26 protein-coding genes and 1 pseudogene are annotated in these 22767 nt (G+C 45.9%); 21 read left to right on the top strand and 6 right to left on the bottom strand.

What is annotated here, in order from left to right; genetic code table 11:
* Positions 1–164: 164 nt before the first annotated feature.
* On the top strand, positions 165–536 hold the full coding sequence (locus LZP96_RS22420) for a hypothetical protein (protein WP_053389858.1): 372 nt from the start codon (positions 165–167) through the stop codon (positions 534–536).
* An 84-nt stretch (positions 537–620) separates the two neighbouring features.
* Here the strand turns inward: LZP96_RS22420 and LZP96_RS22415 are convergent, their stop codons facing one another.
* Genes LZP96_RS22415 through LZP96_RS22400 form a run of 4 tightly spaced genes read right to left on the bottom strand, consistent with a single transcriptional unit; the run spans position 621 to position 4533 of the window.
* Positions 621–1223: a hypothetical protein gene (locus LZP96_RS22415; protein WP_223307985.1), complete on the bottom strand. Its 603-nt coding sequence runs from the start codon at positions 1221–1223 to the stop codon at positions 621–623.
* Positions 1207–1662, bottom strand: a complete 456-nt coding sequence (locus tag LZP96_RS22410; protein ID WP_053389857.1) for a hypothetical protein — start codon at positions 1660–1662, stop codon at positions 1207–1209. Before LZP96_RS22410 ends, LZP96_RS22415 begins: the two co-directional genes overlap by 17 nt.
* On the bottom strand, positions 1655–2491 hold the full coding sequence (locus tag LZP96_RS22405) for a ParB/RepB/Spo0J family partition protein (protein WP_053389856.1): 837 nt from the start codon (positions 2489–2491) through the stop codon (positions 1655–1657). Before LZP96_RS22405 ends, LZP96_RS22410 begins: the two co-directional genes overlap by 8 nt.
* Before the next feature lie 2 nt (positions 2492–2493).
* On the bottom strand, positions 2494–4533 hold the full coding sequence (locus tag LZP96_RS22400) for a type IV secretory system conjugative DNA transfer family protein (RefSeq protein ID WP_258926361.1): 2040 nt from the start codon (positions 4531–4533) through the stop codon (positions 2494–2496).
* 1007 nt (positions 4534–5540) lie between these two features.
* Here LZP96_RS22400 and LZP96_RS22395 point away from each other — a divergent pair.
* Genes LZP96_RS22395 through LZP96_RS22385 form a run of 3 tightly spaced genes read left to right on the top strand, consistent with a single transcriptional unit; the run spans position 5541 to position 7727 of the window.
* Positions 5541–6269 (top strand): hypothetical protein, encoded by a 729-nt coding sequence (locus LZP96_RS22395; protein WP_223307986.1) that lies wholly within the window; start codon positions 5541–5543, stop codon positions 6267–6269.
* A gap of 11 nt (positions 6270–6280) precedes the next feature.
* Entirely contained in the window at positions 6281–7297 is a 1017-nt protein-coding gene (locus LZP96_RS22390) for an ATPase, T2SS/T4P/T4SS family (protein WP_053389854.1), read from the top strand.
* A 10-nt stretch (positions 7298–7307) separates the two neighbouring features.
* Complete coding sequence (locus LZP96_RS22385) at positions 7308–7727, top strand: hypothetical protein (protein WP_140388663.1); 420 nt, start codon at positions 7308–7310, stop codon at positions 7725–7727.
* Positions 7728–7829: 102 nt separating this feature from the next.
* Here LZP96_RS22385 and LZP96_RS22380 read toward each other — a convergent pair whose 3' ends face one another.
* Positions 7830–8171: a transcriptional regulator gene (locus LZP96_RS22380; RefSeq protein WP_053389853.1), complete on the bottom strand. Its 342-nt coding sequence runs from the start codon at positions 8169–8171 to the stop codon at positions 7830–7832.
* A gap of 71 nt (positions 8172–8242) precedes the next feature.
* On the opposite strand from LZP96_RS22380, the gene LZP96_RS22375 reads away from it, so the two are divergent.
* From LZP96_RS22375 to LZP96_RS22295, 17 genes are all read left to right on the top strand, one after another.
* Entirely contained in the window at positions 8243–8611 is a 369-nt protein-coding gene (locus tag LZP96_RS22375) for a hypothetical protein (RefSeq protein ID WP_227521351.1), read from the top strand.
* A complete protein-coding gene (locus tag LZP96_RS22370) occupies positions 8589–8948 on the top strand; it encodes a hypothetical protein (protein ID WP_053389852.1) in 360 nt (119 codons plus the stop codon). The genes LZP96_RS22375 and LZP96_RS22370 overlap by 23 nt, the downstream gene beginning before the upstream one ends.
* 15 nt (positions 8949–8963) lie before the next feature.
* Complete coding sequence (locus LZP96_RS22365) at positions 8964–11543, top strand: VirB4 family type IV secretion system protein (protein WP_053389851.1); 2580 nt, start codon at positions 8964–8966, stop codon at positions 11541–11543.
* The gene (locus tag LZP96_RS22360; protein WP_053389850.1) at positions 11540–12355 is read left to right on the top strand and encodes a hypothetical protein; all 816 of its coding nucleotides are present in this window, start codon (positions 11540–11542) and stop codon (positions 12353–12355) included. The genes LZP96_RS22365 and LZP96_RS22360 overlap by 4 nt, the downstream gene beginning before the upstream one ends.
* Positions 12355–12810 carry a hypothetical protein gene (locus LZP96_RS22355; protein ID WP_053389849.1) on the top strand — a complete coding sequence of 152 codons (456 nt, stop codon included), beginning with the start codon at positions 12355–12357 and terminating at the stop codon, positions 12808–12810. The genes LZP96_RS22360 and LZP96_RS22355 overlap by 1 nt, the downstream gene beginning before the upstream one ends.
* 48 nt (positions 12811–12858) lie before the next feature.
* Complete coding sequence (locus LZP96_RS22350) at positions 12859–13833, top strand: conjugal transfer protein TrbL (protein ID WP_053389848.1); 975 nt, start codon at positions 12859–12861, stop codon at positions 13831–13833.
* Between the two features lie 10 nt (positions 13834–13843).
* Positions 13844–14566, top strand: a complete 723-nt coding sequence (locus LZP96_RS22345; RefSeq protein WP_053389847.1) for a hypothetical protein — start codon at positions 13844–13846, stop codon at positions 14564–14566.
* Between the two features lie 4 nt (positions 14567–14570).
* The gene (locus LZP96_RS22340) at positions 14571–15416 is read left to right on the top strand and encodes a TrbG/VirB9 family P-type conjugative transfer protein (protein WP_053389846.1); all 846 of its coding nucleotides are present in this window, start codon (positions 14571–14573) and stop codon (positions 15414–15416) included.
* Between the two features lies 1 nt (position 15417).
* Positions 15418–16860, top strand: coding sequence for a TraB/TrbI/VirB10 family type IV secretion system protein (locus LZP96_RS22335; RefSeq protein ID WP_053389845.1), 1443 nt, complete (start codon positions 15418–15420; stop codon positions 16858–16860).
* Positions 16841–17359 carry a pilus assembly protein PilL gene (locus LZP96_RS22330; protein ID WP_053389844.1) on the top strand — a complete coding sequence of 173 codons (519 nt, stop codon included), beginning with the start codon at positions 16841–16843 and terminating at the stop codon, positions 17357–17359. Before LZP96_RS22335 ends, LZP96_RS22330 begins: the two co-directional genes overlap by 20 nt.
* Before the next feature lie 9 nt (positions 17360–17368).
* Positions 17369–17566, top strand: a complete 198-nt coding sequence (locus LZP96_RS22325) for a hypothetical protein (RefSeq protein WP_053389843.1) — start codon at positions 17369–17371, stop codon at positions 17564–17566.
* Positions 17563–18255 carry a lytic transglycosylase domain-containing protein gene (locus LZP96_RS22320; RefSeq protein ID WP_053389842.1) on the top strand — a complete coding sequence of 231 codons (693 nt, stop codon included), beginning with the start codon at positions 17563–17565 and terminating at the stop codon, positions 18253–18255. The genes LZP96_RS22325 and LZP96_RS22320 overlap by 4 nt, the downstream gene beginning before the upstream one ends.
* Positions 18256–18615: a TrbM/KikA/MpfK family conjugal transfer protein gene (locus tag LZP96_RS22315; protein ID WP_108193612.1), complete on the top strand. Its 360-nt coding sequence runs from the start codon at positions 18256–18258 to the stop codon at positions 18613–18615. It abuts the gene before it with no gap.
* Positions 18616–18617: 2 nt separating this feature from the next.
* Entirely contained in the window at positions 18618–18944 is a 327-nt protein-coding gene (locus tag LZP96_RS22310; protein ID WP_053389841.1) for a hypothetical protein, read from the top strand.
* 4 nt (positions 18945–18948) lie between these two features.
* Positions 18949–19221 (top strand): hypothetical protein, encoded by a 273-nt coding sequence (locus LZP96_RS22305; protein ID WP_053389840.1) that lies wholly within the window; start codon positions 18949–18951, stop codon positions 19219–19221.
* Between the two features lie 866 nt (positions 19222–20087).
* A complete protein-coding gene (locus LZP96_RS22300; protein ID WP_000608644.1) occupies positions 20088–21350 on the top strand; it encodes an IS1380-like element ISEcp1 family transposase in 1263 nt (420 codons plus the stop codon).
* A gap of 334 nt (positions 21351–21684) precedes the next feature.
* Complete coding sequence (locus LZP96_RS22295) at positions 21685–22560, top strand: extended-spectrum class A beta-lactamase CTX-M-3 (protein WP_011091028.1); 876 nt, start codon at positions 21685–21687, stop codon at positions 22558–22560.
* Positions 22561–22606: 46 nt separating this feature from the next.
* Here LZP96_RS22295 and LZP96_RS22290 read toward each other — a convergent pair.
* Positions 22607–22767, bottom strand: a pseudogene (locus tag LZP96_RS22290) (WbuC family cupin fold metalloprotein); the annotation flags it as partial.

Here is a 22767-nt window from a genome sequence, read left to right as displayed (position 1 = left end):
ATATAGAGCTATTCGTCTTGTTGTATATACGACGTTTTGTTACTATCAGTGTACCGGTCAACGTGCGCTATAGCCGGTTGCAACGCACTTAATTAACCCTATCTGCCAAAGGCTTCTTCATGTTGCCTTATGGCACATGAAGATTGCCTCCGAGGTAATCAATCATGATCGATCAAATCGAAAAAGCTTTCTATGAATATCAAACCGCTCTGAATGTTCAGAATGTTGCGAAAGAGATAGATTCTGAAGTAGTTGAACTTCAGTTTTCCGGTTCCGATACTTATCAAAATCTTGAAGCTTATTTAAGCGAACGTAGATTTATTCTGCAAAAACTGAACCTTGATGATTTTAGCGATTCAACTGTGTACAAACGTGCCTGGTTGACTGATCGCGTTATCATTCATGCTTGCCTTTATCCGCAGACTAGAACTGTTGATCTTACTTTCTTTATGGTCAGTAAATCAGCGTTACTACATCTCGATATCGAGACTGTAGTTCTGCAATACAGGAAACATTTAGCCGATATGGTTAAGTGATCACAGGGGATTGAGCTTATGCTCAATCCCTTTTTTTTTATGTGCAGGCAAGGACAAAACAGGAAGGTAAGAGAAAAGGAGTGATTAACTGGAGGCGTCGTTTGTCGCTTCTTTAGTTGTCAGCGAACGCAGGAGTTTACCGGCCTCAGTCACAGTGGTAGCGAAGTCAGCGCGGAACTTATTCAACGGCTTAAATAGTTCTCTGCGTTTGCGGAAATAATCACTCTTAGTAATTGTGCCGAACTGATAAAGCTTTCTCAGCTCACTGTGTGCTTCATCACAAAGCATGTTGAGGCGTACGAACATCAAAACAGGCGGGCAGGGCATAATCTCGATTTTAAGCTCTACCGGCTCAATTATCGACTTAATATCAATTGCCGCGCTCAGGGTGTTTTGAGATACCTCTTTTTTGAGTTTGCGGATCTCTTTCTGATAAAATTCCTGCAACTCTTTAAGGCTTTCTTCAGTTACCGGAAGCTTTTTCTGATAGAAGAAGCACAGCGCGTATTGCCCCCTGTCTGCGTATTTCTTCAGGTTAGCCAGTGTAAATGCGCGAGCCAGCCAGTAAGAAACCGTCTTTCCGCAGGGAATACGGCTTCTTACATCATCCTTGTTATAGCTATCATCCCACATCAGGACAGTTGTAATGTCATGAAACGTGACTGGAATTTTAACGTTCTTGCTCATAGGCTTTTTTCTCTACCTGGTCTATTAAGTCGATGTTGGTTGTTAACCTGGTGTTGAACCCTGTAAAAAAAATCGCAAAATCAAGATGGTAAGGGTAGTTTTTTTTATCATCCTGAATAAAACAGATTGCGATGCGTTTGTATTCATCCAAATTTGCAGCATGAAAAAGGTTAAGTATGATCCGACACTGTGCGGGGGAGCCGTCAGCAGCAGCCCACTTTAAAACAGAATCGAAATCAAATTTATAATCCGGCATCTGTTTCTCTATCAGCGCCTTTTTAAACTTCATCCGGGACTCGTTATAATCATAAGCCCCAACCTCAGGATCATCGCAGCGAACGCCCCGAACGGGGCGCTTATCAAAGTTTAATTCCCATAGTCCCAGCTCAGGGATATAAGAATAGTCCTCTTTGCGCGCGAGCCTGAAAATATTACTCACTGTCTGCTACTTCTCTTATTTCGGGACTAGAAAGTTCTTCAAGCTTGTTTTTAAGAATAGTCTCAATGTCCTCATCAGGGTTATCAATGTCTTCAGGGTTGATATTTAACAATTCCAGAATGACGCTATATTGAGATTTAGAAAGAGAAAGACGGTAAGCTGGCTCTTTAGGAGCACGCTCTATATTACGGTTCAGTATTTCACTAATTACTTTTTTTGCCTGCTCTCCGCTTTCACAGCGCTGACGCAATTCTTTAATATCATCATCAGATACTTTCGCAAGTTTATTAATAAGATTTAAATCATTAATGAAAGAGTCCTGAATAATTTTCTGTTGTGCTTTTGATAAGCGGAAAACACTCATATATTTACTGACAACGGTTTTATTAGACAGCCCATGAATAGCAATAATTTGCTCAGTAGAAAGGCCGTTATCCTTATCTTTTTTAATCGAAGCGGCTCTCTCAAAAATATTTAAAGGGCGCTTGAGAGTGTTCTCAGAAACGTGATCAAGATGTTCTAATACCTTGTCATCATAAGAGACAATTTTAATCTCGCATTCAAGCTCAATGCTCTTTTCTTCTTCAACTTCTCTACCTGCTCTCCAGCGTGATTCACCACGAAGAATAACAAAGCTATCATCGTCCTGGCCGCGCTTAACCACGATAGGCTCACGGATGCCGTAAATCTTACCGTTAGGCAGTTCAAGCCCGATAGAACGCTTTAGCTGCTCAATATGTTCCCTTGCTGAAGGGCTATTCCAGTCTTTACGATCCTGATTACTTTTAGACTTGAGCTGGCTTAGCTTGACAGTCATAGATTCACTCATTGTTAGTCCTCTTTCTTACCGATAGTGGAAATTAGGCTGTTAACATCAACTGGCGGCTTCTTAGCCGGTTTTGGTTCTGATTTAGGTGTTTCTTCCAGCGGGATATTATCATAATAATCTACCGGAATGTTCTCATCTTGTTGCTGGCTCACTGATTCTTCCAACATGCGCATAAGGTCAGGATCATCTTCAGGATTGAAGGAATTTTCCACGACTACAGAATCTGAAGGGGTATTTATTTTCTGCTTTTTACCTTCCTTTCTATTGTTTTTTGTTTGCGATTTTTCAGGTGCTTCAGGTATATAAGCAGAGTGATTTATTTGTTTAACAGGTAAATCAGTTTTTTCACGTAGCGGAATCCAGCAAGTGAAAAGGAACTGCATAAGACCCTCGTTGTTATCAAACACGCCGACTCTTTTTTTAAGTGCGCGGATAGAGTTTGTAGTGATGAAGTGTTCTTCTACCTGTCCTATCATCCGTTTACCGCCCCATCTTTCAGACCCGAAACCATCGGTTTCAACGTCTTCAAGTTTTGTGACAGTTATCGGTTTCGTTCCTGATTCCTGCGCGATCCATTCAGCCGTATCGAAAGAACATTTATAGATGAGTGTCAGAAGGGTGTTAGTCTCAGCGGATGCCTGTAATGCTTCGCCATTAACAGTCTTGTCAGGGTTCTTTTGTAAGTCGTCACGTTGTTGATATGCAAGCCCCATGTTTGCATTTTTTGAAAGCACAGTAGCTAAGGCATTCGCTACGTTATCAGACATTATGAAGCGTGCTTCATCAAGCATACAGAATTGATGAATTGCCGGGCATGTCTTAACAACATAATCTTTCCATTCAACTAAAAGAGATGTTGTAATCTGGCGAATAAGATCATCATCCTGCCTGGCTCTTACATACACAACATCGGCATTATCGATAGCCTTATCCACACTGAAGCTTTCCCCCTTTTTAGGGAAAAGGTTGGGAAGTAAGCGCCATATAGCTAGCTCTGTTCTTATGTTTGAAGATGCTTCAAAGACCCAATCTTTTTTGTTTTCAGGTATGGAACTGTCTTTACCTGATAGCAGTTTTTCTAAATGCGGTAACGTGCCATCCCAATAATCAGCGATGAAAGACATTACCTCTTTATTCATGTTTTTATAGTGGTCGGCATCAGTGCCGCCTTTGTTCAGACCAAATGCTTTATAGAAACGCTCTAGCCTTTCTCGTGTTGAACCTCCTTCAAATGGTGAGTAGTCGCCTAAACCCGATTCGCCAGTAAGATCCACAACTGAAGGTAATTTCCTGCCCCAGTCTTTACATGATTGAACCATTACCGAATAAATGAAATCATCCGGCTTCTGGTCAAAAAACCATACTCCCCAACCTTTCCAAATACATTGATCAATAGCTACCTGCTGCCATACACCTTTACCGGTTTGAGTAGCTCCAATAACCTTTATATTTTTAGATTTAAACTCGTCGTCCGTAATGTAAATAGGCTCATCATTAGTTCCTAAACCCATAAACATATGACCATCTTTATAATAATCTCGCGGGTCAAATTGTTTAGACTGAAAGCGGTCATTCTCGACTCGAATATCACTGACATTATCAGCCGTCTGACTAACTCTGAATTTACGTTTCCACGCTGAAATTTTAGTCGCGATCAAGCGTCTGTAAACCACCTGGAAAAAGTATGGAAGAATAAAAATAGTTATGATGGAAAGTACAGAACTGAAATTGAAACTTTGTAGCTTTACATTGCTATAAATCATTTGCAGATATTTTACGCCTTGTTCCTTGCCGAATTGCTGGAAAGCAAGCATCAGCACAAAGACGTTGAACAAAGCAAAAGAGGCTATGTAAGCAATGAGTATTTTTGTTTTTAGAAAAGCTATGATGTGATCTAAAGCGCTCAAGCTATCGCGCTTAGTTATGTGACCACTGAAGGTAAATTGTATTAAAATAGCTAGAACAAATATGAATAAAAATGTCATGCTAGGGTAAGCATGATCATAGACCCACCTCAAAAAACCAATCGCGTCAAAATCCATAATCCACCTAATTTTGTTTCTTGTAAGATTGCAAGAGTTTACTCTGCGTAAACTCCTTTCAACGGCATAAGTTTACTCTGCGTAAACTTCAGAAGATAGAGGAAGAAGTTTACTCCGCGTAAACTTAGTGCAAATTTTAATCAGCTATGCTGTATAAAATTAGTACGACACCTTATATTTTTACCCCTATTTTTACCCATTGCAAAGCAAAGGGGTAAAAATAGGAGTAAAAATACCAAGTCAAGGGCATGTTTTGAACGTCGCAATGTAATCGGCGGGGCGATTACAAAGCGACTTCAAAACACTTTGCGGTGCTGATTTACTGGACGTAAATCAACACCTTAGGGATTCCGCTCGCCGCTCCACCCCCTTCTATTCCGGCCCGGCTGGACGCCGAACCTGCATAGAATTCCCCCGCGCGGCGTCAGACGTCTGCGACGCCTGACCACCCCCCTAAGGCTGCTGCGTTCACACGCTCGCTTTCGTTCCGAAAGCTTCGGGTGTAAACTTGCCCTTAGCGTCGTGTCGCCCTGCACGGTCGAAAAGGCGCGAATCGGCCTTGCGGCCTCAAGCGCGCTTTTCGCCGTTTGTGCTCACTCCGCTTGCGGGGCGCGGCGGTTCCCCCTAGCGGGGAACCTTGCGCCAGCCTAAGGGGGGTGGTCAGGCGTCTTCGCCTTTGGCTCGAAGCCCTGACGCCGCGCGGATAGCGCGGATTGAACGCTCCGCGCCCCTGCACATCCCTGAACGGGATGTTCCGGGATAGACCGTAAATTGTCGCGTGGGCGCGAAAATTTACTTTGTCCCCGCGTGGGCGCGGGAACAATCTATTCAATCTCTTTAAAGGCTTTACCCGCCCCTCATGGGGGCTTGTTGTTGGTGCATTATGTTGGTGTTGTGCTGCTTACGTGGTTACGTGATTTTTTACGTAAATCCATCGTGCTTACGTTATTTTCTGCAAGCTACGTTAAGCGAATTCTTATGCTGCTCCATAAGCAGCAACCAGAACGATGTTGGAGGATGGTTTGAACGGTCATGAAATCAACGCAGAGAAAAGAAGAAAGGTTGTCCTCTGGCTTGCTAAATTTGGATTCTCAACGCGTGAGCTTTTATCACATATGTTGGGTGTTGCGGTTGAAGGGCAAGCCGCTTTTTTTAAGCGGCTTTCTGAAGATGAGATCACGAAGGAAGCTTATGTTTCCGGTACAAGAAAAAGAGTAGTTACGTTAACTCCTGACGGAGTTAGGCAAGCGAAAATTTATGAGCCTGCTCTGGCAATTAAGAACTTCAAAAAATTTCCCTTACATACGCTGATTCACGGTTATACCATTCAGTCATTTTTGATTAGTCAGAAAGGCGTACAGGAATTTTATAGTGAGGCTGAGTTAGCTACACAGACATTTGTAAGACGCCCGGATCTGATTATCGTTAACGAGTCCGGGATAAGAATCGCTATTGAGGTCGAGCTGACGCAGAAGGATGTTAACCGGATTTATTATAACTTCGGTGGTCATGTGCAGGATTGGCAGAAGCAAAAATTTGCGCATGTCATCTATCTTTTTTCATCGCCTTCTGTACGCGACCATTACGACGAGCTTTATCAAAAAAATCCCTGGCCTAAATTTATATCAGCAACTGGAAACGTTCGTCACATTACGCGAGCGGGATCGTTCGATCCTAGCAACGTCCATAACCACGGACTCATCTATTTTCACCAGTTCGAATCATACGTTCTATAGGAGTAAATCTGATGCAATTAGCATTTGGGATCATCCCTGATAATCATCCAAAGCTTTCGGCGTGGAAGTTGGTACAGGATGAGATGTACCCAATCAAAGACCTGTACTCTGACGATGCCGTTACAGATGTTTTTGTTGACCGATTTGACCGTATCAGCGTCATGAAGAAAGGCCAGCTTATACAGGTGGAGAATAAATTTGAGAGCGAAAAAACACTGCTGTCGTTCATCAATCAGCTTGCAATGACGCTTGATCAAAACCGCTTTGATATTGATTCTCCTATACTCGATGCCCGTCTGCCTGACGGGAGTCGTATAAACGCAGTACACGAAGCAGTATCCCCTCAAGGCTCGGCGATTTCTTTACGTAAAGCCCCGGTAAAAATACTGACCGCCCAGCAGTATTTAGATTCAGGTATGTTCACGCAAGAAATGCTCGACTACATGATTGACATGATCGTGGAACAAAAGACCTTCGGCATCTCAGGGAACATGGGGAGTGGTAAAACTTCACTTCTGCGCTTTCTGTCAGGTTACGTCGATAAAAGAACCAGGCTGGTTACTGCTGAAGATACGCAGGAGCTGCATATTAACAAAAACTTTCCGTTTGGGGGGGCACTTGAAGCGCCCCAGCGCAAAGGTAGTTCTATCACGCTGCCAATACTCATTCAGGCAACTATGCGTCAGCAACCCGACCGCGTTTGGGTTGGTGAGTTGCGTACAGCAGCCGCTGTTGATGCAACACTTCAGATAACATATTCCGGCGTTCGTGGATGTGCGTTTACCTTCCACGGTAAAAGCGTTAAACACGCGCTTTCACGCCTTCAGTATCTTTTGGCATCTGCCGGTAAGGTCAGCTATGAGTTAACCGGTGTGCTGTTACGTGACTCGATTGATGTAATCATTCAGACGCATCGTGATCCACAGTGGGGACGCGTAATTACTGAGATTGGCGAACTGGTAGACGGAGAGGTTCGTTTGCTGTTTAAATTCAATACCAAGACCGGTAAGCACGAAAAACTTTTCTAAGGAGGATGTTATGAGCGAGCGTAGTTTTTTGGGTATAGCCGCAGGGGTTATGATTGCTGTTATTTTTCTGTCTGGCGCTCTTGTTTCGTCAACGAGCCTGGACTTTTCTACAGCGTCAACGTTCATTGCTAAGAACGTCGCACTTTTGCTGATAACCGGCGCTCTTGTTTACTTTCATTACCGCTCTGCAACCGATACCTGGTCTTCATATTCATCACCCTTATACTGGTACGCATATCCGGTAATATTAAGCCTCCATTTTCTTTCGTGGTGGCCTGTTATTCGGTATACAAACCTGCCGGATTTTATTGATCCATCCTCATATCTGTCATGGTATCAATCATATCCGTTCCTGATATTTTGTTTATTAGCGTTATTGTTAGGCTTAGAGTTGTTGATGAGGAAAATTATTAACGACTGGTCAGATTAATTTGCAATCACAACCGCACCTTTTCTGATAAGAAGGTGCGGTTTTCAGGTTTTTATTGATAGCGAATTGTAAAAATTGTAAAATCCTCTCCGCCAAATTTGATTACTTCTTTTTTGGCGCTGACCTTCTTCTCGGCGAGCCATCAGGCTTAAATTCGGGCGGGGGGTTAATAGGAGTACGGTCTTTTTCTGCAAGACTAAGCCAGTGCTCCTTTTCGTCCAGGGACTGGCTTTTTTCTGCGTTTATCGTCATCACGATTTCTGTAGCGTCAATCCCCAGGGCTTTAGCGATAACTAAGCACTTTTCTCGGCTTAAAAAAACCTTCCCATACTTCAACGTGGTGATGTACTGCCTGCTCACGTCCAGGTAGTCAGCAATCTTCGCGTTCGTATTCAAATTCGTGTGGCGCTTCAGCGCTTCAATGTAATCGTAAAGTTTATTCATCGTTAGTGTTGAACCGTTAAACGTTCGATGCTATAAATTCATTATGTAATAGTGAATGGTTTACATAAGACATGCAAGACACAAAGACTGAACTCAACCCAAACCTGAAAAACTCGCGAGTTTTCAACTCCCGCCGTGAGAAGTGGGGGCTGCCGCAGGAGATGGTGCTTGTGCTGCTCCTGGTAAATCTTTTCGCGCTATTCCTTGCCATCAAATACTGGAGCATTTTTTCAGGATTGGGCATGGCTCTGTTCGCGGTCGTTACGGTCATGCCTATGTACCTCATTCACCGTGAAGATCGTGATGCTCATATTGTCTGGCGCAAAGTCATTTTTGGCTCAGGAAATATGAACAACAGCAAAACCAAAGTTCGCAAAGTCCGTTTTATTTCGTTAAATCCAACTAAGGGTAATGTACATGATTCACAACGCGTTAAGTAAAATTTCTGCGAATTTCCAGCGCGCAAAGACCGCACTGATTACGGTTTCTGCGATGCTGGCGACGCAACAAGCAATGGCGGCTAACAACGAAGTAACGCTGCCTTCTTCCGATCTTGACTGGCTCAACAAAGGCATTCAGTTCTTCCAGTCAATTGTAGATGCTGTCAGCGGTGCCGGTGTCCTGCTTATCGTGTTTCTGTCTGCCTGTGTCGCGGTTGCCCTCTGGATTCTGGTTCCCAAAAATTCTGGTCAGGCAATGGGCTTAATGGCTCGATGCGCGGCGGGCGGCATCATCCTGTTCAACATTGCGCTGGTTATCGCCTCGCTTCAAAAGTAACGGAGAACGATCCTTATGCCTTCAGGACAGTATAACGAACAGCTTGCATTAGCTGGTCACGAAAACGATGTTGCCTTTACCTATACTGGCTCTGTGATTGGTGGTCTGTCCCTTCAGGGCTTAGACCCTTCATCGGTGACTGAATCAATGCGCAAGACTATCAGTCTGCTCATTCGCAACGTTATCCAGTTGTTACCGGCTAACGTTACGCTGTCGCAATACTATGTTCACTTTGAAGGCGCTAAGGTAAAGCTGGCAGCGCGTGAAAATCCGCGTAGCCAGCTTTTATCAAAACGTAGGCAATCATTCCTCAATAAAGTGAGGAACCTCAACGATTCCCGTCTTTTCTGGTTGATCGAGGTCAGCCCGGATGAAGACCTGAACAGTATTTTCTCGACTACATTTTTCAAAAACCTTTTTAACGGTGTGTTTGATGAAGACGCCCGTAAGCGCATCGGCCTTGTCTTTAAAGAGCGTGATGCCTTTAAAGTGGAAATAGAGGAGTTTGAGAAACAGTGCCGTAAACTCAAAGATACCCTGAACGACTTACAGCTCCGTCTGTCTTTCTTTTCGCCTGAAAATGAAGAATTAGGCGCTGAGGGTATCTGGAAGCTGCAAAAATTCCTGGCTAACTTCAATCCTCGCTACATGACCAATAAGCCAACACCGTTACCTGTAGAGGATTGGGATCACTTTGCGCTGGACGGTGAAAACATCACGAACGTGATGTTCAATGGCGTTCCCATGCTCAAAATCGACGGTGCACAGCCGGTTTATCTGCGTATCGCAAGTGTGACGCAATTCGGTAAAGAGCATGTCCCGGAGGCGGTCTGGTCGGTCAAGGAAAGCGGTAAAGCGCCGGTCATGGCTAAAGGTAACTATGTCTACTTTACCCGTTACGCTCCGGCCTCATCCTTTAAGCGCAGCCTGATCATTGCAGCAAAGGAAAACGAGCTGGTTCGTAACCAGATTAAGCTTACAGACTTAATGTCTAACAAAATTGGTGCGGAACGTCTGGAAGGCAAAATCAAGGCTAATCCTCACCTTCAGGCCATGCAAGATGAGTTGTCTGAGGCGACTTACTCGGCTGACAGACTCGGCTACTTCGTGTCATGTGTCGCCGTATTTGATACTGACCCTCAGGCACTTATTAATTCCTCAAAGGCGCTGGACGGGATTCTCAGTAACAATATGACCCTGGTGTGGGAAGGTGCAGGCCTTGAAACTGCTTACTTTGCCATGCAGCCAGGCTATGCAAAATCCACTTTCAGGACGCTGACTTTTAACACGTCTCAGGCTGGCGCGGCTTCCCTGTTTTTCCGTTCTCATCAGGGCATTAAACGCTGGAAGAAAGGCATGGAAGATGAAGAAGCTATTTACATTCTGGAATCTGACGACGGCGTTCCTTTCTATTTCACGCAGGTAATCGGCGAGAAAAGCCTGGTTATAGGTGTGGGGCCAACCCGTACCGGTAAGTCTTTCTTCAAAAATACAATAGCCTCTCATTTCACCAAGATTGGCGGTATCTACAGTTCGCTCGACGTTGATCAGGGAACCATTCCTTTAGCCAACTTCTTCCAGGGAGATGGAGCCGCATTTACCCTTTCAGACCAGCTAAAAGCCGGTATGAACACGTTTTCGACTGCCGAAAGTGATAACGACAGCGAATTTATTATTCACGTCATTGAGCAGATTAAGCTGATGCTGCAATTCAATGACCGTGAAGAAGACCGCACGCTATCAACTGAAGAAACCAAAGATCTTTCTATTGCCGTACAGGGATTACTGCACCAGGAATACTCAGGCATTGAAGGGCGCTTGTCTGTTAACCGTCTTGAAACGCTTATGTCTAAATGCCCGTCCTCTATACAAAATAAGATGGCGTCGTTCTATGGCGATGGTTATTACGCACGACTTTTTGACAATGAGGATGATGCTATCGGGAAGCTTGATCGCCCGGTATCAGTTTATAACCTCGCCTCTGTGAAGGACAAAAAGCAGCTCGCGCAGCTCCTGCAACATGAGATCTTTTTCCGTACTGTGCGCCTGTTCGAATCAGCCAAATATCGTGAAACTCCTAAATTCATGGATATTGACGAAGCACAATATACGCTCTCGGTTCCGGGTGCTGCTGACTGGGCGATTGCTAAAGCACGTACCTGGTTTAAACATGGCGGCGGTATGGGCTTCTGGACACAGAACCCTGAGCACTACAGCAACCTCGACGAATGGCAGACGCTGCGTTCATCTGCCTCAGTATTTGTATTTATGCCCGATCAGGAAGCAATTACTGAGACTTACGTAAAAGCTTTCGACCTCGACCCTGAAGAAGTCGAGATCATCCGCACAATGAAGCCTAAGCAACAGGCGTACATCATCATTCCAGACCTGCAAATTGCTAAGGTCGTGAATCTGATTGTCGAAGCTGAACAGTACGTTATATGTACTTCTACAGCGCATGAAGCCGCGCTTGCGGAGCGTACCTATCAGAAACATGACGACATTGACGCCGCCATTGACGAAATTTTGGCAACGCTGAAACTGCCAAAAACGCCGGTAGAAGATACTGATGAAGAAGAGGTCATTTACCAATGAAACGTTGCCTTTTAGCACTCCTAATCTCAGCCGTTTTAAGCGGTCAGGCTTTCGCTATTGGCGTTCCTGTCATGGACGGCGCACAGATTGCAGGTCAGATACGCGAGCTGTCGCAGGGACTGCGTAACTATGACCAGTACCTGCAACAGACCGGACTCAGTAACAGTCAGCTTCTGCAAGCCTATAAAGACTATGACCAGATGCTGACCGACTATAAGCAGGTATTACGTGAAGCACAGCGCCTGAAAGCGACGCTTCAGGGACAGAATCTGGAGACGTTCCTGAACCGTCTGAAGCAGATTGATATGTACGATCCGCGCTACTCCAGAGGGGATGATGCACATGTTGGCGATCAGCCGTGGGATGATGCGGTTGAACGTAATAAATTGCTCAACGGCTGGGGCATGTCTGATGAGGAATGGTCTCAGATGAACTCTGAAATTCCTTATACCGCTAACGACAGGGAGCGCGCCAAAGAAATCTTCCAGTACCGGAAACGCAAAGCTGAGGGTGCTGTCCGTCAGGATCTTGCCAGCCGTAAAACTGACGAGTCACTGATTGAGCAGACCAAACGCGCCGACGAGCTGGGTTCGGCACTGGATGATTTAGGTGATAACGATGCGCTTGCAACACAGCAGCTTATGGCTCGCCAGAATCAGATGATTATTGATCAAAATCTCGAAATGCAGGCTCAGAAAAATACTGAGTTCAAAATGTCGAATCAGATCGCAAACGACTATTTCAACAACATGGCAAAAGCCCGCGAACGCCGCGAAAAAGCCATGTCCAAAGCTTACAAAGAGGGCAACTAATGAAGCCGCATATCCTGATTGTTTCACTGTCTATGATTTTACTGTCAGCTAACGCAGTAGCTGCCAGTAATTATATTGACCCGGCACAAAAGGAGATTGACCAGAAACATAAGGCACTTGTTGCTAAATATAAGAAATCATGCACAGCAAATAACAAAGTAAGTTGTCTTCTGGAAGCCAAATCAAAAGCGAGTGATGAAGTACCCAACCGTGGCAGTGTGTCTTATTCAAAGAGTCAGTATGGTTCGCTGAATAAGGCACAGGCAAAAAACAAGGTCAAAGAGCTTGTTGCTTTATATGACAAGCTGGATGGACAGAGTTCTGCGTCGTGGGACGGAAAAATCACTCAGCGCCAGATTGAGTCTGAGATTAAATGGATTATGTCATACAGGCTTGATCAATCCATGCCGGATATTTATACGGCAAAAATGTATGTCGGCGCATCGCTTAATTAATTAAGCGGCGTTTTAGAAAAAATTACGGCTAGCCGTAAGGAGATTCCTTTGTCTAAACAAACCTGCTTGATTATTTTTGCGGCGCTGTTTGCTGCGTTCCCGGCCTTTGCTGGTACGAACGTACTTGTCGCTAATATAGATCAGAATATTGGCGAATATGTCAGCGCAATATTATCCTCGAACGGTAGTAATATTTTCCGTCTCGTTATGGCTGTTGCTACATTTCTGCTTTTTACGTGCCTTGTAATTGAGGTTGTAAAATTCATTGGTGGTGACGTGGATTGGGTTAGTATCGCAACCCTTATCATTATCTGGTTTGGCACAATGGCATTTATTGCCAGCTATTTCAGTGTAACGGAAGTCATTAAACATATATTCATCGAGGTTCAGGAAGAATTCCAGTACCTGACTATTGGATCAAGAGACAAGATGTTTCTTTCTGACTTCATAGATCGCACCTTGCTTCAGGCTATACAGGCTCCAGACGTAGGTTTTACAGACTCTATCTGGATGTGGCTCATGGCAGCGTTGTGGGGAATAGTGTCAGTCATTTTACAGTTCTGCTTCTATCTGTCAGACGTGTACGCGACGCTCGGTATCTCGCTTGCTCAGATGATTGGTGTTCTTTTTATCCCGTTTGTCATTGCGCCGTGGACGCGGAAAATATTTGATGGATGGTTTCAGTTCTTTATCGGTTGGGGGATTTGCGGAATCATTTTAAGGCTAACGTGCTTGCTGGCAATGCTTATTATGAAGGCTTCAATTAACGCGGCTGGCTCCTTTGAGAATCCAGGGAAAAGTTTTATGGACGGGAATTACAACGTAACAGCTCCTATCGTTATCACTATGGATAATATTGAGCTTTTGATTGCTCTTATTGTGTTCGGGATTATGGCCTGCGTCCTGGTTCTTAGTTCTTTCGCTTTTGCTAAACAACTGGCTTCAGGTGTCGGAAGTGCTAGCGGTGCAGCAAGTAATGGCGCTAAGGCTCTCGCAGTCAAAGCAATTAAACTGGTCATTTAGGTAGGATAATATGCCTGTAGATAAAAGTACGATTGAAAAACAAAACCGCACTGCTGATAAGACTAAGTTTGCAGTTTTGAAGACAGAGAGAACCTATTTACTTGTCGGTCTTGTCTTTATGGTGCTGGTAAATAGCTGGTCTGTTTATCGCTCTGGTGTGGCGGTTGAAAACGCGAAAAATACGCGTGAGGTGGTGTGGGTTAAGTTACTTCCCAATGGAAGCAATGAAGTCAGCAATTTTAAACCTGAAGATGAGCAGCCAGTATTTATCAGGACTATTAACGCCGGACTTGATCACTATATTAAGTCCCGCTATCAGGTTCATGCTGAAACTATCAAGCGCGACTATGCGGAAGCCGGTGTTTTCCTGGGCGATAAACTGTTTGCCGATTTCACAAGCAAAGATGGTTTTTATGCGATTCAGGTTGCATCTGATATCGCGGATAAACCGGACAGTAAGCCAAGAAAAGACATAACCAATGTTCGGTTTGACCATTATGACCAAATCGAAGGGGATTTCTCAGGCACGAAAAAGCCGGTGATACGTACAACCATCACCTGGAACGAAGAAGAATATAAAGCAGACGGCACGAAAAAACCGCCGGTTCAGAAGATGCAGCGCATTACCTGGACGTTGCTCGACAGAAGTGAAATCAGCAAAAAAAGCGATGGCTGGCTGCGCCTTAATCCGCTGGGCATTGAAATTTTAACCAAAGATGAAATTGACAGGTAAGACGATGAAACTCAAAAACACTCTCTCTGTAACGGCTTTAGTCCTGAGCGCCTTTGCCTACTCAAATGCCCAGGCCGAGCAGTGCCGCATGGTCAACTGGAAGGAAAACATGGTACTGCGCGTGAACTCTGCGCTGTACCTCGGTACGCGCGTCCAGCTCCCGGAGGGGACGCAGATTGTTACTCAGCAACCCAAGAACAGTAACACTCTGTGGGACGTTGACGGCGCAGCAAACCAGGTTCTTATTCGCCCTACTTCTGACCAACCTGGCGGCGAGAAAACTATGGCGACCGTTTTCCTGACAAACGGACAGGCGCTGGACATTGAAGGAACCCGCGTAGCATCTGGGGCTAATCAGCCCTGTGTTGTGATCCGTGGCGGCAACATTCTGAGCCGTTCAGACCGCAGCGCGATTAACTCCTATTCAATGGGTGCTGGTAATGCCGCCGCAGCGGAACAGGCGAGCGCACTGCGTGAGCAGCTCAACGAAGCGCGCCTTGACGCTGACCAGAACAAACGGACAGCCGTAGTGGAAGCACTGCGCAAGTACCGCTATCACATTTTCACCCGCTACAACTGGTCTACCGGTAAAGGCTTTGCCGGTAAAAACGTCATTGCAGACGTGTACGACGACGGGCGCTTTACCTATATCCGTCTCACTAACCCAAATCGCGGGTTAATGGCTGTGCAGGCTGAAGTGGGCGGTAAACCTGCGATAGTGCCGACCGATTATGACGATGCCTATGCGATCTACAGCATGTCCGGCATTTACCCGAAATTTACCTTAACGCTTGATGGCGTGAAGCTGGAAGTCACCCGCGCCGACAATGCGACTAACGGGGAATCCTAAGATGGAAGAACGCCAAAACCGGGTAGATGAAAAACCCGCTACCTACAAAAAAAAGGGGCAGATGTACCTACTGATTTTAATAGGGGTAATCGCGCTGCTTCTCACCATCAATATGTTTTACAGCCTCAGTCAGAAGAAAGACGACACAGAGGGAAACAAACAGGATAAGCCAGCAGCCACACAGGGCGACACGGCAAACAACGATCCTGATCGCTTTAAAAGCCTGCTCGATGCGCGTCAAAAGGAGCTGGATAAAAAAGCCAGCGCCCCCGCTGCGAAAAGCCCTTATGACGGCGTAAAACTGCCGTCGAAAGCGGCACAGTCTGAAGGGACGGACGGCGGCGCAGACGGTGAATCAAGCCAGGGCTCTGGCGGTGGAAAAGATCTTGTGTCTGAAGCCAAGCGCCGGTTTGAAGCTGAAGAAGTTCTGCGTGCGCTTAAAGCCCGTCAGACACGCTACAGCGACACCGGTAGCGCGGTAGGCTCATCATCTTCAGTAAGCCCGTACAGTGCGCCTGGGGCGTCGTCTGGTTCGTCGCGGTCGTTACGCGGTAACAAGGATGATAACGCCAGCCGGATTGCGCAGATTGACCAGGTACAAAGCCAGCTTCAGAGCCGAATCAAAATGATGGAGGCGCAGGCCGCAAACGGGGATGAAGAAGCGCGTCAAAACCTTGCAGCAGCCCGGAGAGACGTTGATGCACAACGAGCTGAAGCGGGTGCAGGTGGTAGCAGCAGCGCGGCTAACGGTGGTTCAGGTATGCGCGGCGATTTTGGCGGTACTCAGGGCGGCGCAACTGTACCGGAGGACATTGTAGGTTACTCAGCAGACAACGAATATAAAGCCAGCACTGAAGGAAAGGTGAAGCTGCCGGTTGGTGCTGAAATCAACGCTATCACGACCTATACGGCTATTTCTGACTATACCGGCGGCACGATGAAAGCGATGGTCACGAATGACATTTACGATGCCACTAAATCCTACATCCTGGCCCCGAAGGGAAGCCAGTTGTTAATCAAGGTTGTGAAGGCTTCCAACGTTAATGAAATGCTGCAAAACCGCCTTGCCTTTACTGTGCGCTGGCTGGTTCTGCCGGATGGTAAGCGTATCGATTTTCGGAAGGCCAGCGTCCTTGATCGTATGGGTACGCCAGCGGTTGAAGCGGATGAAGTGGACTATCACGTTACCGCTCAGATTCTCGGTGTCACGGCCTACGCCCTGATCGGGACGAAGACCAGTTATGAAGGAACGGGCGACGGTAATGAGTCTTTCGCCGGTAATTTCGGTGAGGGTGCGCGTCAGCAGTCGAACAGTATCGCTCAGAAATATCTCCAGGTAGTGCCAACCGCCACCATTCATGCCGGTGCGCCGATTCGCATCATTACTGAAGATGAAATGTTTATTAAACCGTGGAAGATGCTTTATGAAAGCTATGTTAACTAAATCTCTGACCGTAGCCTGTGCGCTGGCTCTTTCCTTTACCGCCAGCGCAGCCAGCAACCCATTTAGCAGCAGCCGCGTTACAGAGGCAAAGCCGGTTTATCGTGTGACGCAGGAAAGCACCGTTAACCGCGGCGCTCAGTACGGCTATGACGTAAATGTAAACGGTCCTTTCACCCCTGGCGGCAATATTGCGGCTAACGCTAAAGACCCGCGCTGGAATTACGTCGATCCGCTTACCGTCTATATGCGTACCGTATGGCCTGAAGACGTGCAGACCGTTCGTCAGGCCGTTGAATACCTGCTTGAGCCTACCGGTTATCGCCTGGTGACCCGCTACCCTGCACCGCGAGAGGCGGCGCTGCTGGTCGATAAGCCGATTCCCCCGATCGCTAAAGTACACCGCACTATGCCGGTTCTCGATGCCCTTCAGATGCTTGTCGGGCTTGATCACAGCGTTGTCGTTGATCACGCGCATCACCTGGTGTCTTTCCAAAAATAGGTAACTGTCATGAAAAAATCAGCTCTCATTGTGCTTTCCCTGCTTCTGCTGGCTGGGTGTACAACTCAGAAATTTCAGGGCGGTAGCGGTCAGCTTTTCCAGCTCTCGCAGCGCAACGTGGTTTACCGTGATCTCACCGTTCCGGTAAGCCTGGGTAATGAACCCGTTCGTCAAAAGAACGTAACCGCCCCGGATATTGCGCCATGAAAAAAGCAACGCTGCTGATAACGTTGCTTCTGTCTGCTGGCAGCCCTGTATGGGCTGCCGGTAATAGTGACGCAGAAGCTATCTATTCATCGCTGTACGGCGAGAAAGCTGATTCTTCCCGCCCTGCTGTAGCCGCTGCTGCCCTCTCTGAGCAAGGCGATCAGGAACAGGCGTCTGCTGAATGGACTACAGCTATGCAGCGTGCATGGGGCAAAACCCGCGATCTAAGCGATTTGGCAGTCGTACAGAAAGCGGTAGTGCGCGAAATCCAGGAGGTTGTTAAACATCCTGTCGTTAACGGGGTTAAGCGAGATGTTCCCGGCGATATTGACGCCATTATTAAAAAGTACGCTGCACAGTACGGCGTCAGTGAAGTCCTGATCCGCGCCCTGATTCAGGTGGAGTCCAATTTCAACCCGAAAGCTATCAGCTCTGCGGGGGCAAAAGGGCTGATGCAGCTCATGCCGATACATACCGACAAGCAAGGTGTAGACCCTTACGACCCGGATCAGAACGTCAAAACGGGCATGGGCTACCTCTCGCATCTTTTAACCAAATACAACGATCTGGAGCTGGCGCTTGCAGCGTACAACGCCGGAGAAACCAACGTAGACAAATACGGCGGCATTCCTCCTTTCAAGGAAACGCAGCTTTATGTCAAAAAAATCATGGCTCTTTTGGGAGGCTAAATGAAATACGCTTTTTTATGTGCGGCTCTGGCTGCTGCCCTTTTTTCTCCGTTAAGCCACGCTGCCGATGAGTACGACGATTACGCAGATGAGCAGGAGCAGGCTTTAGAAGACATGCAGATTCAGCCCAAAGATCCCTGCACGGTTTTTATGTGCATGAGTGAAAAGCTGTACGGCGAGCACAGCAAGGCGTGTGAACCGGTTATCTCCTACTTCTTTTCCATAAAAAAAATCGGGCGGCATGGGTTCGATCCGTGGAAAACCTTAAAAAAACGCCAGGACAAGTTAAATAGCTGTCCGGCTGCTGACCCGGCGCACGTATCAAAAATTCTCGGCAAATTCGGTCGTTTGAGGGGGTAACTATGATTCGATCATCACAGAACCGAGAGGGCTTTATCCGCAATCCCTGGTCAAAAGAAAATGACGGGATTCACATCGATACCTTTTTTAAGCGTATCGGTCAGGACGCCGGTAAGCGCTGCGGTTGTCATTACGAAATCTATGAGAGGTTTTGCCTCGATAACCTGCTAGACGCACTCTATAAACTGGACACGCTGAATAAAAGCGATGCGGAATACGTGAGAAAAGAGGCGGTAAGGCATGGTTATGATCTCACCCTGGAAGGACAGCAGCAGACTGAAAACGCATATAACGAAACCATGAACGAAATTCGCCGCCAACAGGAGTAGAGCCATGAAAGAGCAAGAGGATTTAGAACGCTTCCGTATGACGATAGATGAGTACCTGGCAATGATGGAAGAAGACCCGCTGCCGGAAGCAACTATGAACGTATTACGTGAAATTCTCGCAGAGATAAAAAGCGTTACCCCGTCCTTTATCGCACAGACCGGGACACTGGCGAAACTTGCAGAGGAACACTCAGACACGTTCCGGGCGCTGCCGGAAGACCGGAAACGCTCCTATGAGAGTATTTTCAGAGGTCCGATTTTCTTTGTGTATGACTGACCGATCAGCAGGACGCGCACATAAATTTGCCGTCCTGCTATCAATCTGATGTTCTGCAGGACGATGTGAAGGTTTTTTTTGCTATCAGATTTTGCGCTGCCGGCAACATGGCCAGATGAAAAGTGATAGCAAAAAAGACGCGGCCGGCGAGCTGGCCAACTTGAAAATGATTGCGTTCCGCGTGCCCGGACGCAGCCCGGTAAAATAAATTTGCTATCAAAGGTTTTATATGGCGCTAACGATAAGAACAAAGGAAGTACACGAGGCCGAGCTGGACGCTGTAGGACTGCGTATCGGCGAGAAAACCCGATCACAGACCATGCTCAAATGCCTGATGCAGCACAGGGCGTTATGCGACGAGATTGCATCACTGAGGGCAGAACTCAGGAAAGTACAGGCAGAGTGTGACAGCTACAAGAGCCGCATAGAGCGCTTCAGAGACGCGCAGAGAGCCTTGTTTGAGTAGGTCAAGGGAACTAACGCCCTTCGGTTGTTCAATCCCGCTACGCATCACAGAGGATCTGTGACGCCTACCGGGATTCCCGGTAAAAGGGGTCTGACGCTCAGTGGAACGAAAACTCACGTTAAGGGATTTTGGTCATGAGATTATCAAAAAGGATCTTCACCTAGATCCTTTTAAATTAAAAATGAAGTTTTAAATCAATCTAAAGTATATATGACCTAGATTCTACGTCAGTACTTCAAAAAGCATAATCAAAGCCTTGATAAATATGCATTCCTTCGAAATTCAGCTTTCACCCATTGGGTGAAAGAAAAGTGCTCAAAAATATGTTAAATTATCAGCTTTTATGACTCGATATATGGTAAAATAATAGTAAGAAAAGTAGTAAAAAGGGGTTCTAATTATGATTAATAAAATTGATTTCAAAGCTAAGAATCTAACATCAAATGCAGGTCTTTTTCTGCTCCTTGAGAATGCAAAAAGCAATGGGATTTTTGATTTTATTGAAAATGACCTCGTATTTGATAATGACTCAACAAATAAAATCAAGATGAATCATATAAAGACCATGCTCTGCGGTCACTTCATTGGCATTGATAAGTTAGAACGTCTAAAGCTACTTCAAAATGATCCCCTCGTCAACGAGTTTGATATTTCCGTAAAAGAACCTGAAACAGTGTCACGGTTTCTAGGAAACTTCAACTTCAAGACAACCCAAATGTTTAGAGACATTAATTTTAAAGTCTTTAAAAAACTGCTCACTAAAAGTAAATTGACATCCATTACGATTGATATTGATAGTAGTGTAATTAACGTAGAAGGTCATCAAGAAGGTGCGTCAAAAGGATATAATCCTAAGAAACTGGGAAACCGATGCTACAATATCCAATTTGCATTTTGCGACGAATTAAAAGCATATGTTACCGGATTTGTAAGAAGTGGCAATACTTACACTGCAAACGGTGCTGCGGAAATGATCAAAGAAATTGTTGCTAACATCAAATCAGACGATTTAGAAATTTTATTTCGAATGGATAGTGGCTACTTTGATGAAAAAATTATCGAAACGATAGAATCTCTTGGATGCAAATATTTAATTAAAGCCAAAAGTTATTCTACACTCACCTCACAAGCAACGAATTCATCAATTGTATTCGTTAAAGGAGAAGAAGGTAGAGAAACTACAGAACTGTATACAAAATTAGTTAAATGGGAAAAAGACAGAAGATTTGTCGTATCTCGCGTACTGAAACCAGAAAAAGAAAGAGCACAATTATCACTTTTAGAAGGTTCCGAATACGACTACTTTTTCTTTGTAACAAATACTACCTTGCTTTCTGAAAAAGTAGTTATATACTATGAAAAGCGTGGTAATGCTGAAAACTATATCAAAGAAGCCAAATACGACATGGCGGTGGGTCATCTCTTGCTAAAGTCATTTTGGGCGAATGAAGCCGTGTTTCAAATGATGATGCTTTCATATAACCTATTTTTGTTGTTCAAGTTTGATTCCTTGGACTCTTCAGAATACAGACAGCAAATAAAGACCTTTCGTTTGAAGTATGTATTTCTTGCAGCAAAAATAATCAAAACCGCAAGATATGTAATCATGAAGTTGTCGGAAAACTATCCGTACAAGGGAGTGTATGAAAAATGTCTGGTATAATAAGAATATCATCAATAAAATTGAGTGTTGCTCTGTGGATAACTTGCAGAGTTTATTAAGTATCATTGCAGCAAAGATGAAATCAATGATTTATCAAAAATGATTGAAAGGTGGTTGTAAATAATGTTACAATGTGTGAGAAGCAGTCTAAATTCTTCGTGAAATAGTGATTTTTGAAGCTAATAAAAAACACACGTGGAATTTAGGTTTCATTCTGGCGACGTCCGTATTTGCCTTTCGGAAGCATAAAATCGGACGCGTTGTGGCTCGCTTCAGGTAAAATATTGACTATTCATGTTGTTGTTATTTCGTCTCTTCCAGAATAAGGAATCCCATGGTTAAAAAATCACTGCGCCAGTTCACGCTGATGGCGACGGCAACCGTCACGCTGTTGTTAGGAAGTGTGCCGCTGTATGCGCAAACGGCGGACGTACAGCAAAAACTTGCCGAATTAGAGCGGCAGTCGGGAGGCAGACTGGGTGTGGCATTGATTAACACAGCAGATAATTCGCAAATACTTTATCGTGCTGATGAGCGCTTTGCGATGTGCAGCACCAGTAAAGTGATGGCCGCGGCCGCGGTGCTGAAGAAAAGTGAAAGCGAACCGAATCTGTTAAATCAGCGAGTTGAGATCAAAAAATCTGACCTTGTTAACTATAATCCGATTGCGGAAAAGCACGTCAATGGGACGATGTCACTGGCTGAGCTTAGCGCGGCCGCGCTACAGTACAGCGATAACGTGGCGATGAATAAGCTGATTGCTCACGTTGGCGGCCCGGCTAGCGTCACCGCGTTCGCCCGACAGCTGGGAGACGAAACGTTCCGTCTCGACCGTACCGAGCCGACGTTAAACACCGCCATTCCGGGCGATCCGCGTGATACCACTTCACCTCGGGCAATGGCGCAAACTCTGCGGAATCTGACGCTGGGTAAAGCATTGGGCGACAGCCAACGGGCGCAGCTGGTGACATGGATGAAAGGCAATACCACCGGTGCAGCGAGCATTCAGGCTGGACTGCCTGCTTCCTGGGTTGTGGGGGATAAAACCGGCAGCGGTGACTATGGCACCACCAACGATATCGCGGTGATCTGGCCAAAAGATCGTGCGCCGCTGATTCTGGTCACTTACTTCACCCAGCCTCAACCTAAGGCAGAAAGCCGTCGCGATGTATTAGCGTCGGCGGCTAAAATCGTCACCGACGGTTTGTAATAGCGGAAACGGAATGGGGAAACTCATTCCGTTTTTGTTTATCGCCTTAGACGGCAAAAGTGCTGTCGCCCACCTGCGCTTGCGCATACCAGGCCATAAGCTCCGTGGTTCCTGGTTCTCCTTCCGCTGGAGCCCAGTGCGCATAGTCATCGGCAGCCACGGGTTGATAGCCACCGTGTTTTACTTCAAAAATTATGCCACCGGTAT

It is taken from the genome of Huaxiibacter chinensis (assembly GCF_022171985.1).
In the GTDB taxonomy this organism is placed as follows: domain Bacteria; phylum Pseudomonadota; class Gammaproteobacteria; order Enterobacterales; family Enterobacteriaceae; genus Enterobacter; species Enterobacter chinensis_A.
This window is presented reverse-complemented; position numbering and strand designations above follow the sequence as displayed.

Bases quoted from the DNA above. Each gene is read 5' to 3' on its own strand.
- LZP96_RS22330 (WP_053389844.1), top strand. From the start codon at position 16,841: ATGAAAGCTATGTTAACTAAATCTCTGACCGTAGCCTGTGCGCTGGCT.
- LZP96_RS22305 (WP_053389840.1), top strand. From the start codon at position 18,949: ATGAAAGAGCAAGAGGATTTAGAACGCTTCCGTATGACGATAGATGAG.
- LZP96_RS22380 (WP_053389853.1), bottom strand. From the start codon at position 8,171: ATGAATAAACTTTACGATTACATTGAAGCGCTGAAGCGCCACACGAAT.
- LZP96_RS22390 (WP_053389854.1), top strand. From the start codon at position 6,281: ATGCAATTAGCATTTGGGATCATCCCTGATAATCATCCAAAGCTTTCG.
- LZP96_RS22360 (WP_053389850.1), top strand. From the start codon at position 11,540: ATGAAACGTTGCCTTTTAGCACTCCTAATCTCAGCCGTTTTAAGCGGT.
- LZP96_RS22400 (WP_258926361.1), bottom strand. From the start codon at position 4,533: ATGGATTTTGACGCGATTGGTTTTTTGAGGTGGGTCTATGATCATGCT.
- LZP96_RS22365 (WP_053389851.1), top strand. From the start codon at position 8,964: ATGCCTTCAGGACAGTATAACGAACAGCTTGCATTAGCTGGTCACGAA.
- LZP96_RS22415 (WP_223307985.1), bottom strand. From the start codon at position 1,223: ATGAGCAAGAACGTTAAAATTCCAGTCACGTTTCATGACATTACAACT.
- LZP96_RS22370 (WP_053389852.1), top strand. From the start codon at position 8,589: ATGATTCACAACGCGTTAAGTAAAATTTCTGCGAATTTCCAGCGCGCA.
- LZP96_RS22355 (WP_053389849.1), top strand. From the start codon at position 12,355: ATGAAGCCGCATATCCTGATTGTTTCACTGTCTATGATTTTACTGTCA.
- LZP96_RS22300 (WP_000608644.1), top strand. From the start codon at position 20,088: ATGATTAATAAAATTGATTTCAAAGCTAAGAATCTAACATCAAATGCA.
- LZP96_RS22340 (WP_053389846.1), top strand. From the start codon at position 14,571: ATGAAACTCAAAAACACTCTCTCTGTAACGGCTTTAGTCCTGAGCGCC.
- LZP96_RS22375 (WP_227521351.1), top strand. From the start codon at position 8,243: ATGCAAGACACAAAGACTGAACTCAACCCAAACCTGAAAAACTCGCGA.
- LZP96_RS22295 (WP_011091028.1), top strand. From the start codon at position 21,685: ATGGTTAAAAAATCACTGCGCCAGTTCACGCTGATGGCGACGGCAACC.
- LZP96_RS22420 (WP_053389858.1), top strand. From the start codon at position 165: ATGATCGATCAAATCGAAAAAGCTTTCTATGAATATCAAACCGCTCTG.
- LZP96_RS22395 (WP_223307986.1), top strand. From the start codon at position 5,541: ATGTTGGAGGATGGTTTGAACGGTCATGAAATCAACGCAGAGAAAAGA.
- LZP96_RS22315 (WP_108193612.1), top strand. From the start codon at position 18,256: ATGAAATACGCTTTTTTATGTGCGGCTCTGGCTGCTGCCCTTTTTTCT.
- LZP96_RS22335 (WP_053389845.1), top strand. From the start codon at position 15,418: ATGGAAGAACGCCAAAACCGGGTAGATGAAAAACCCGCTACCTACAAA.
- LZP96_RS22345 (WP_053389847.1), top strand. From the start codon at position 13,844: ATGCCTGTAGATAAAAGTACGATTGAAAAACAAAACCGCACTGCTGAT.
- LZP96_RS22405 (WP_053389856.1), bottom strand. From the start codon at position 2,491: ATGAGTGAATCTATGACTGTCAAGCTAAGCCAGCTCAAGTCTAAAAGT.
- LZP96_RS22385 (WP_140388663.1), top strand. From the start codon at position 7,308: ATGAGCGAGCGTAGTTTTTTGGGTATAGCCGCAGGGGTTATGATTGCT.
- LZP96_RS22320 (WP_053389842.1), top strand. From the start codon at position 17,563: ATGAAAAAAGCAACGCTGCTGATAACGTTGCTTCTGTCTGCTGGCAGC.
- LZP96_RS22310 (WP_053389841.1), top strand. From the start codon at position 18,618: ATGATTCGATCATCACAGAACCGAGAGGGCTTTATCCGCAATCCCTGG.
- LZP96_RS22325 (WP_053389843.1), top strand. From the start codon at position 17,369: ATGAAAAAATCAGCTCTCATTGTGCTTTCCCTGCTTCTGCTGGCTGGG.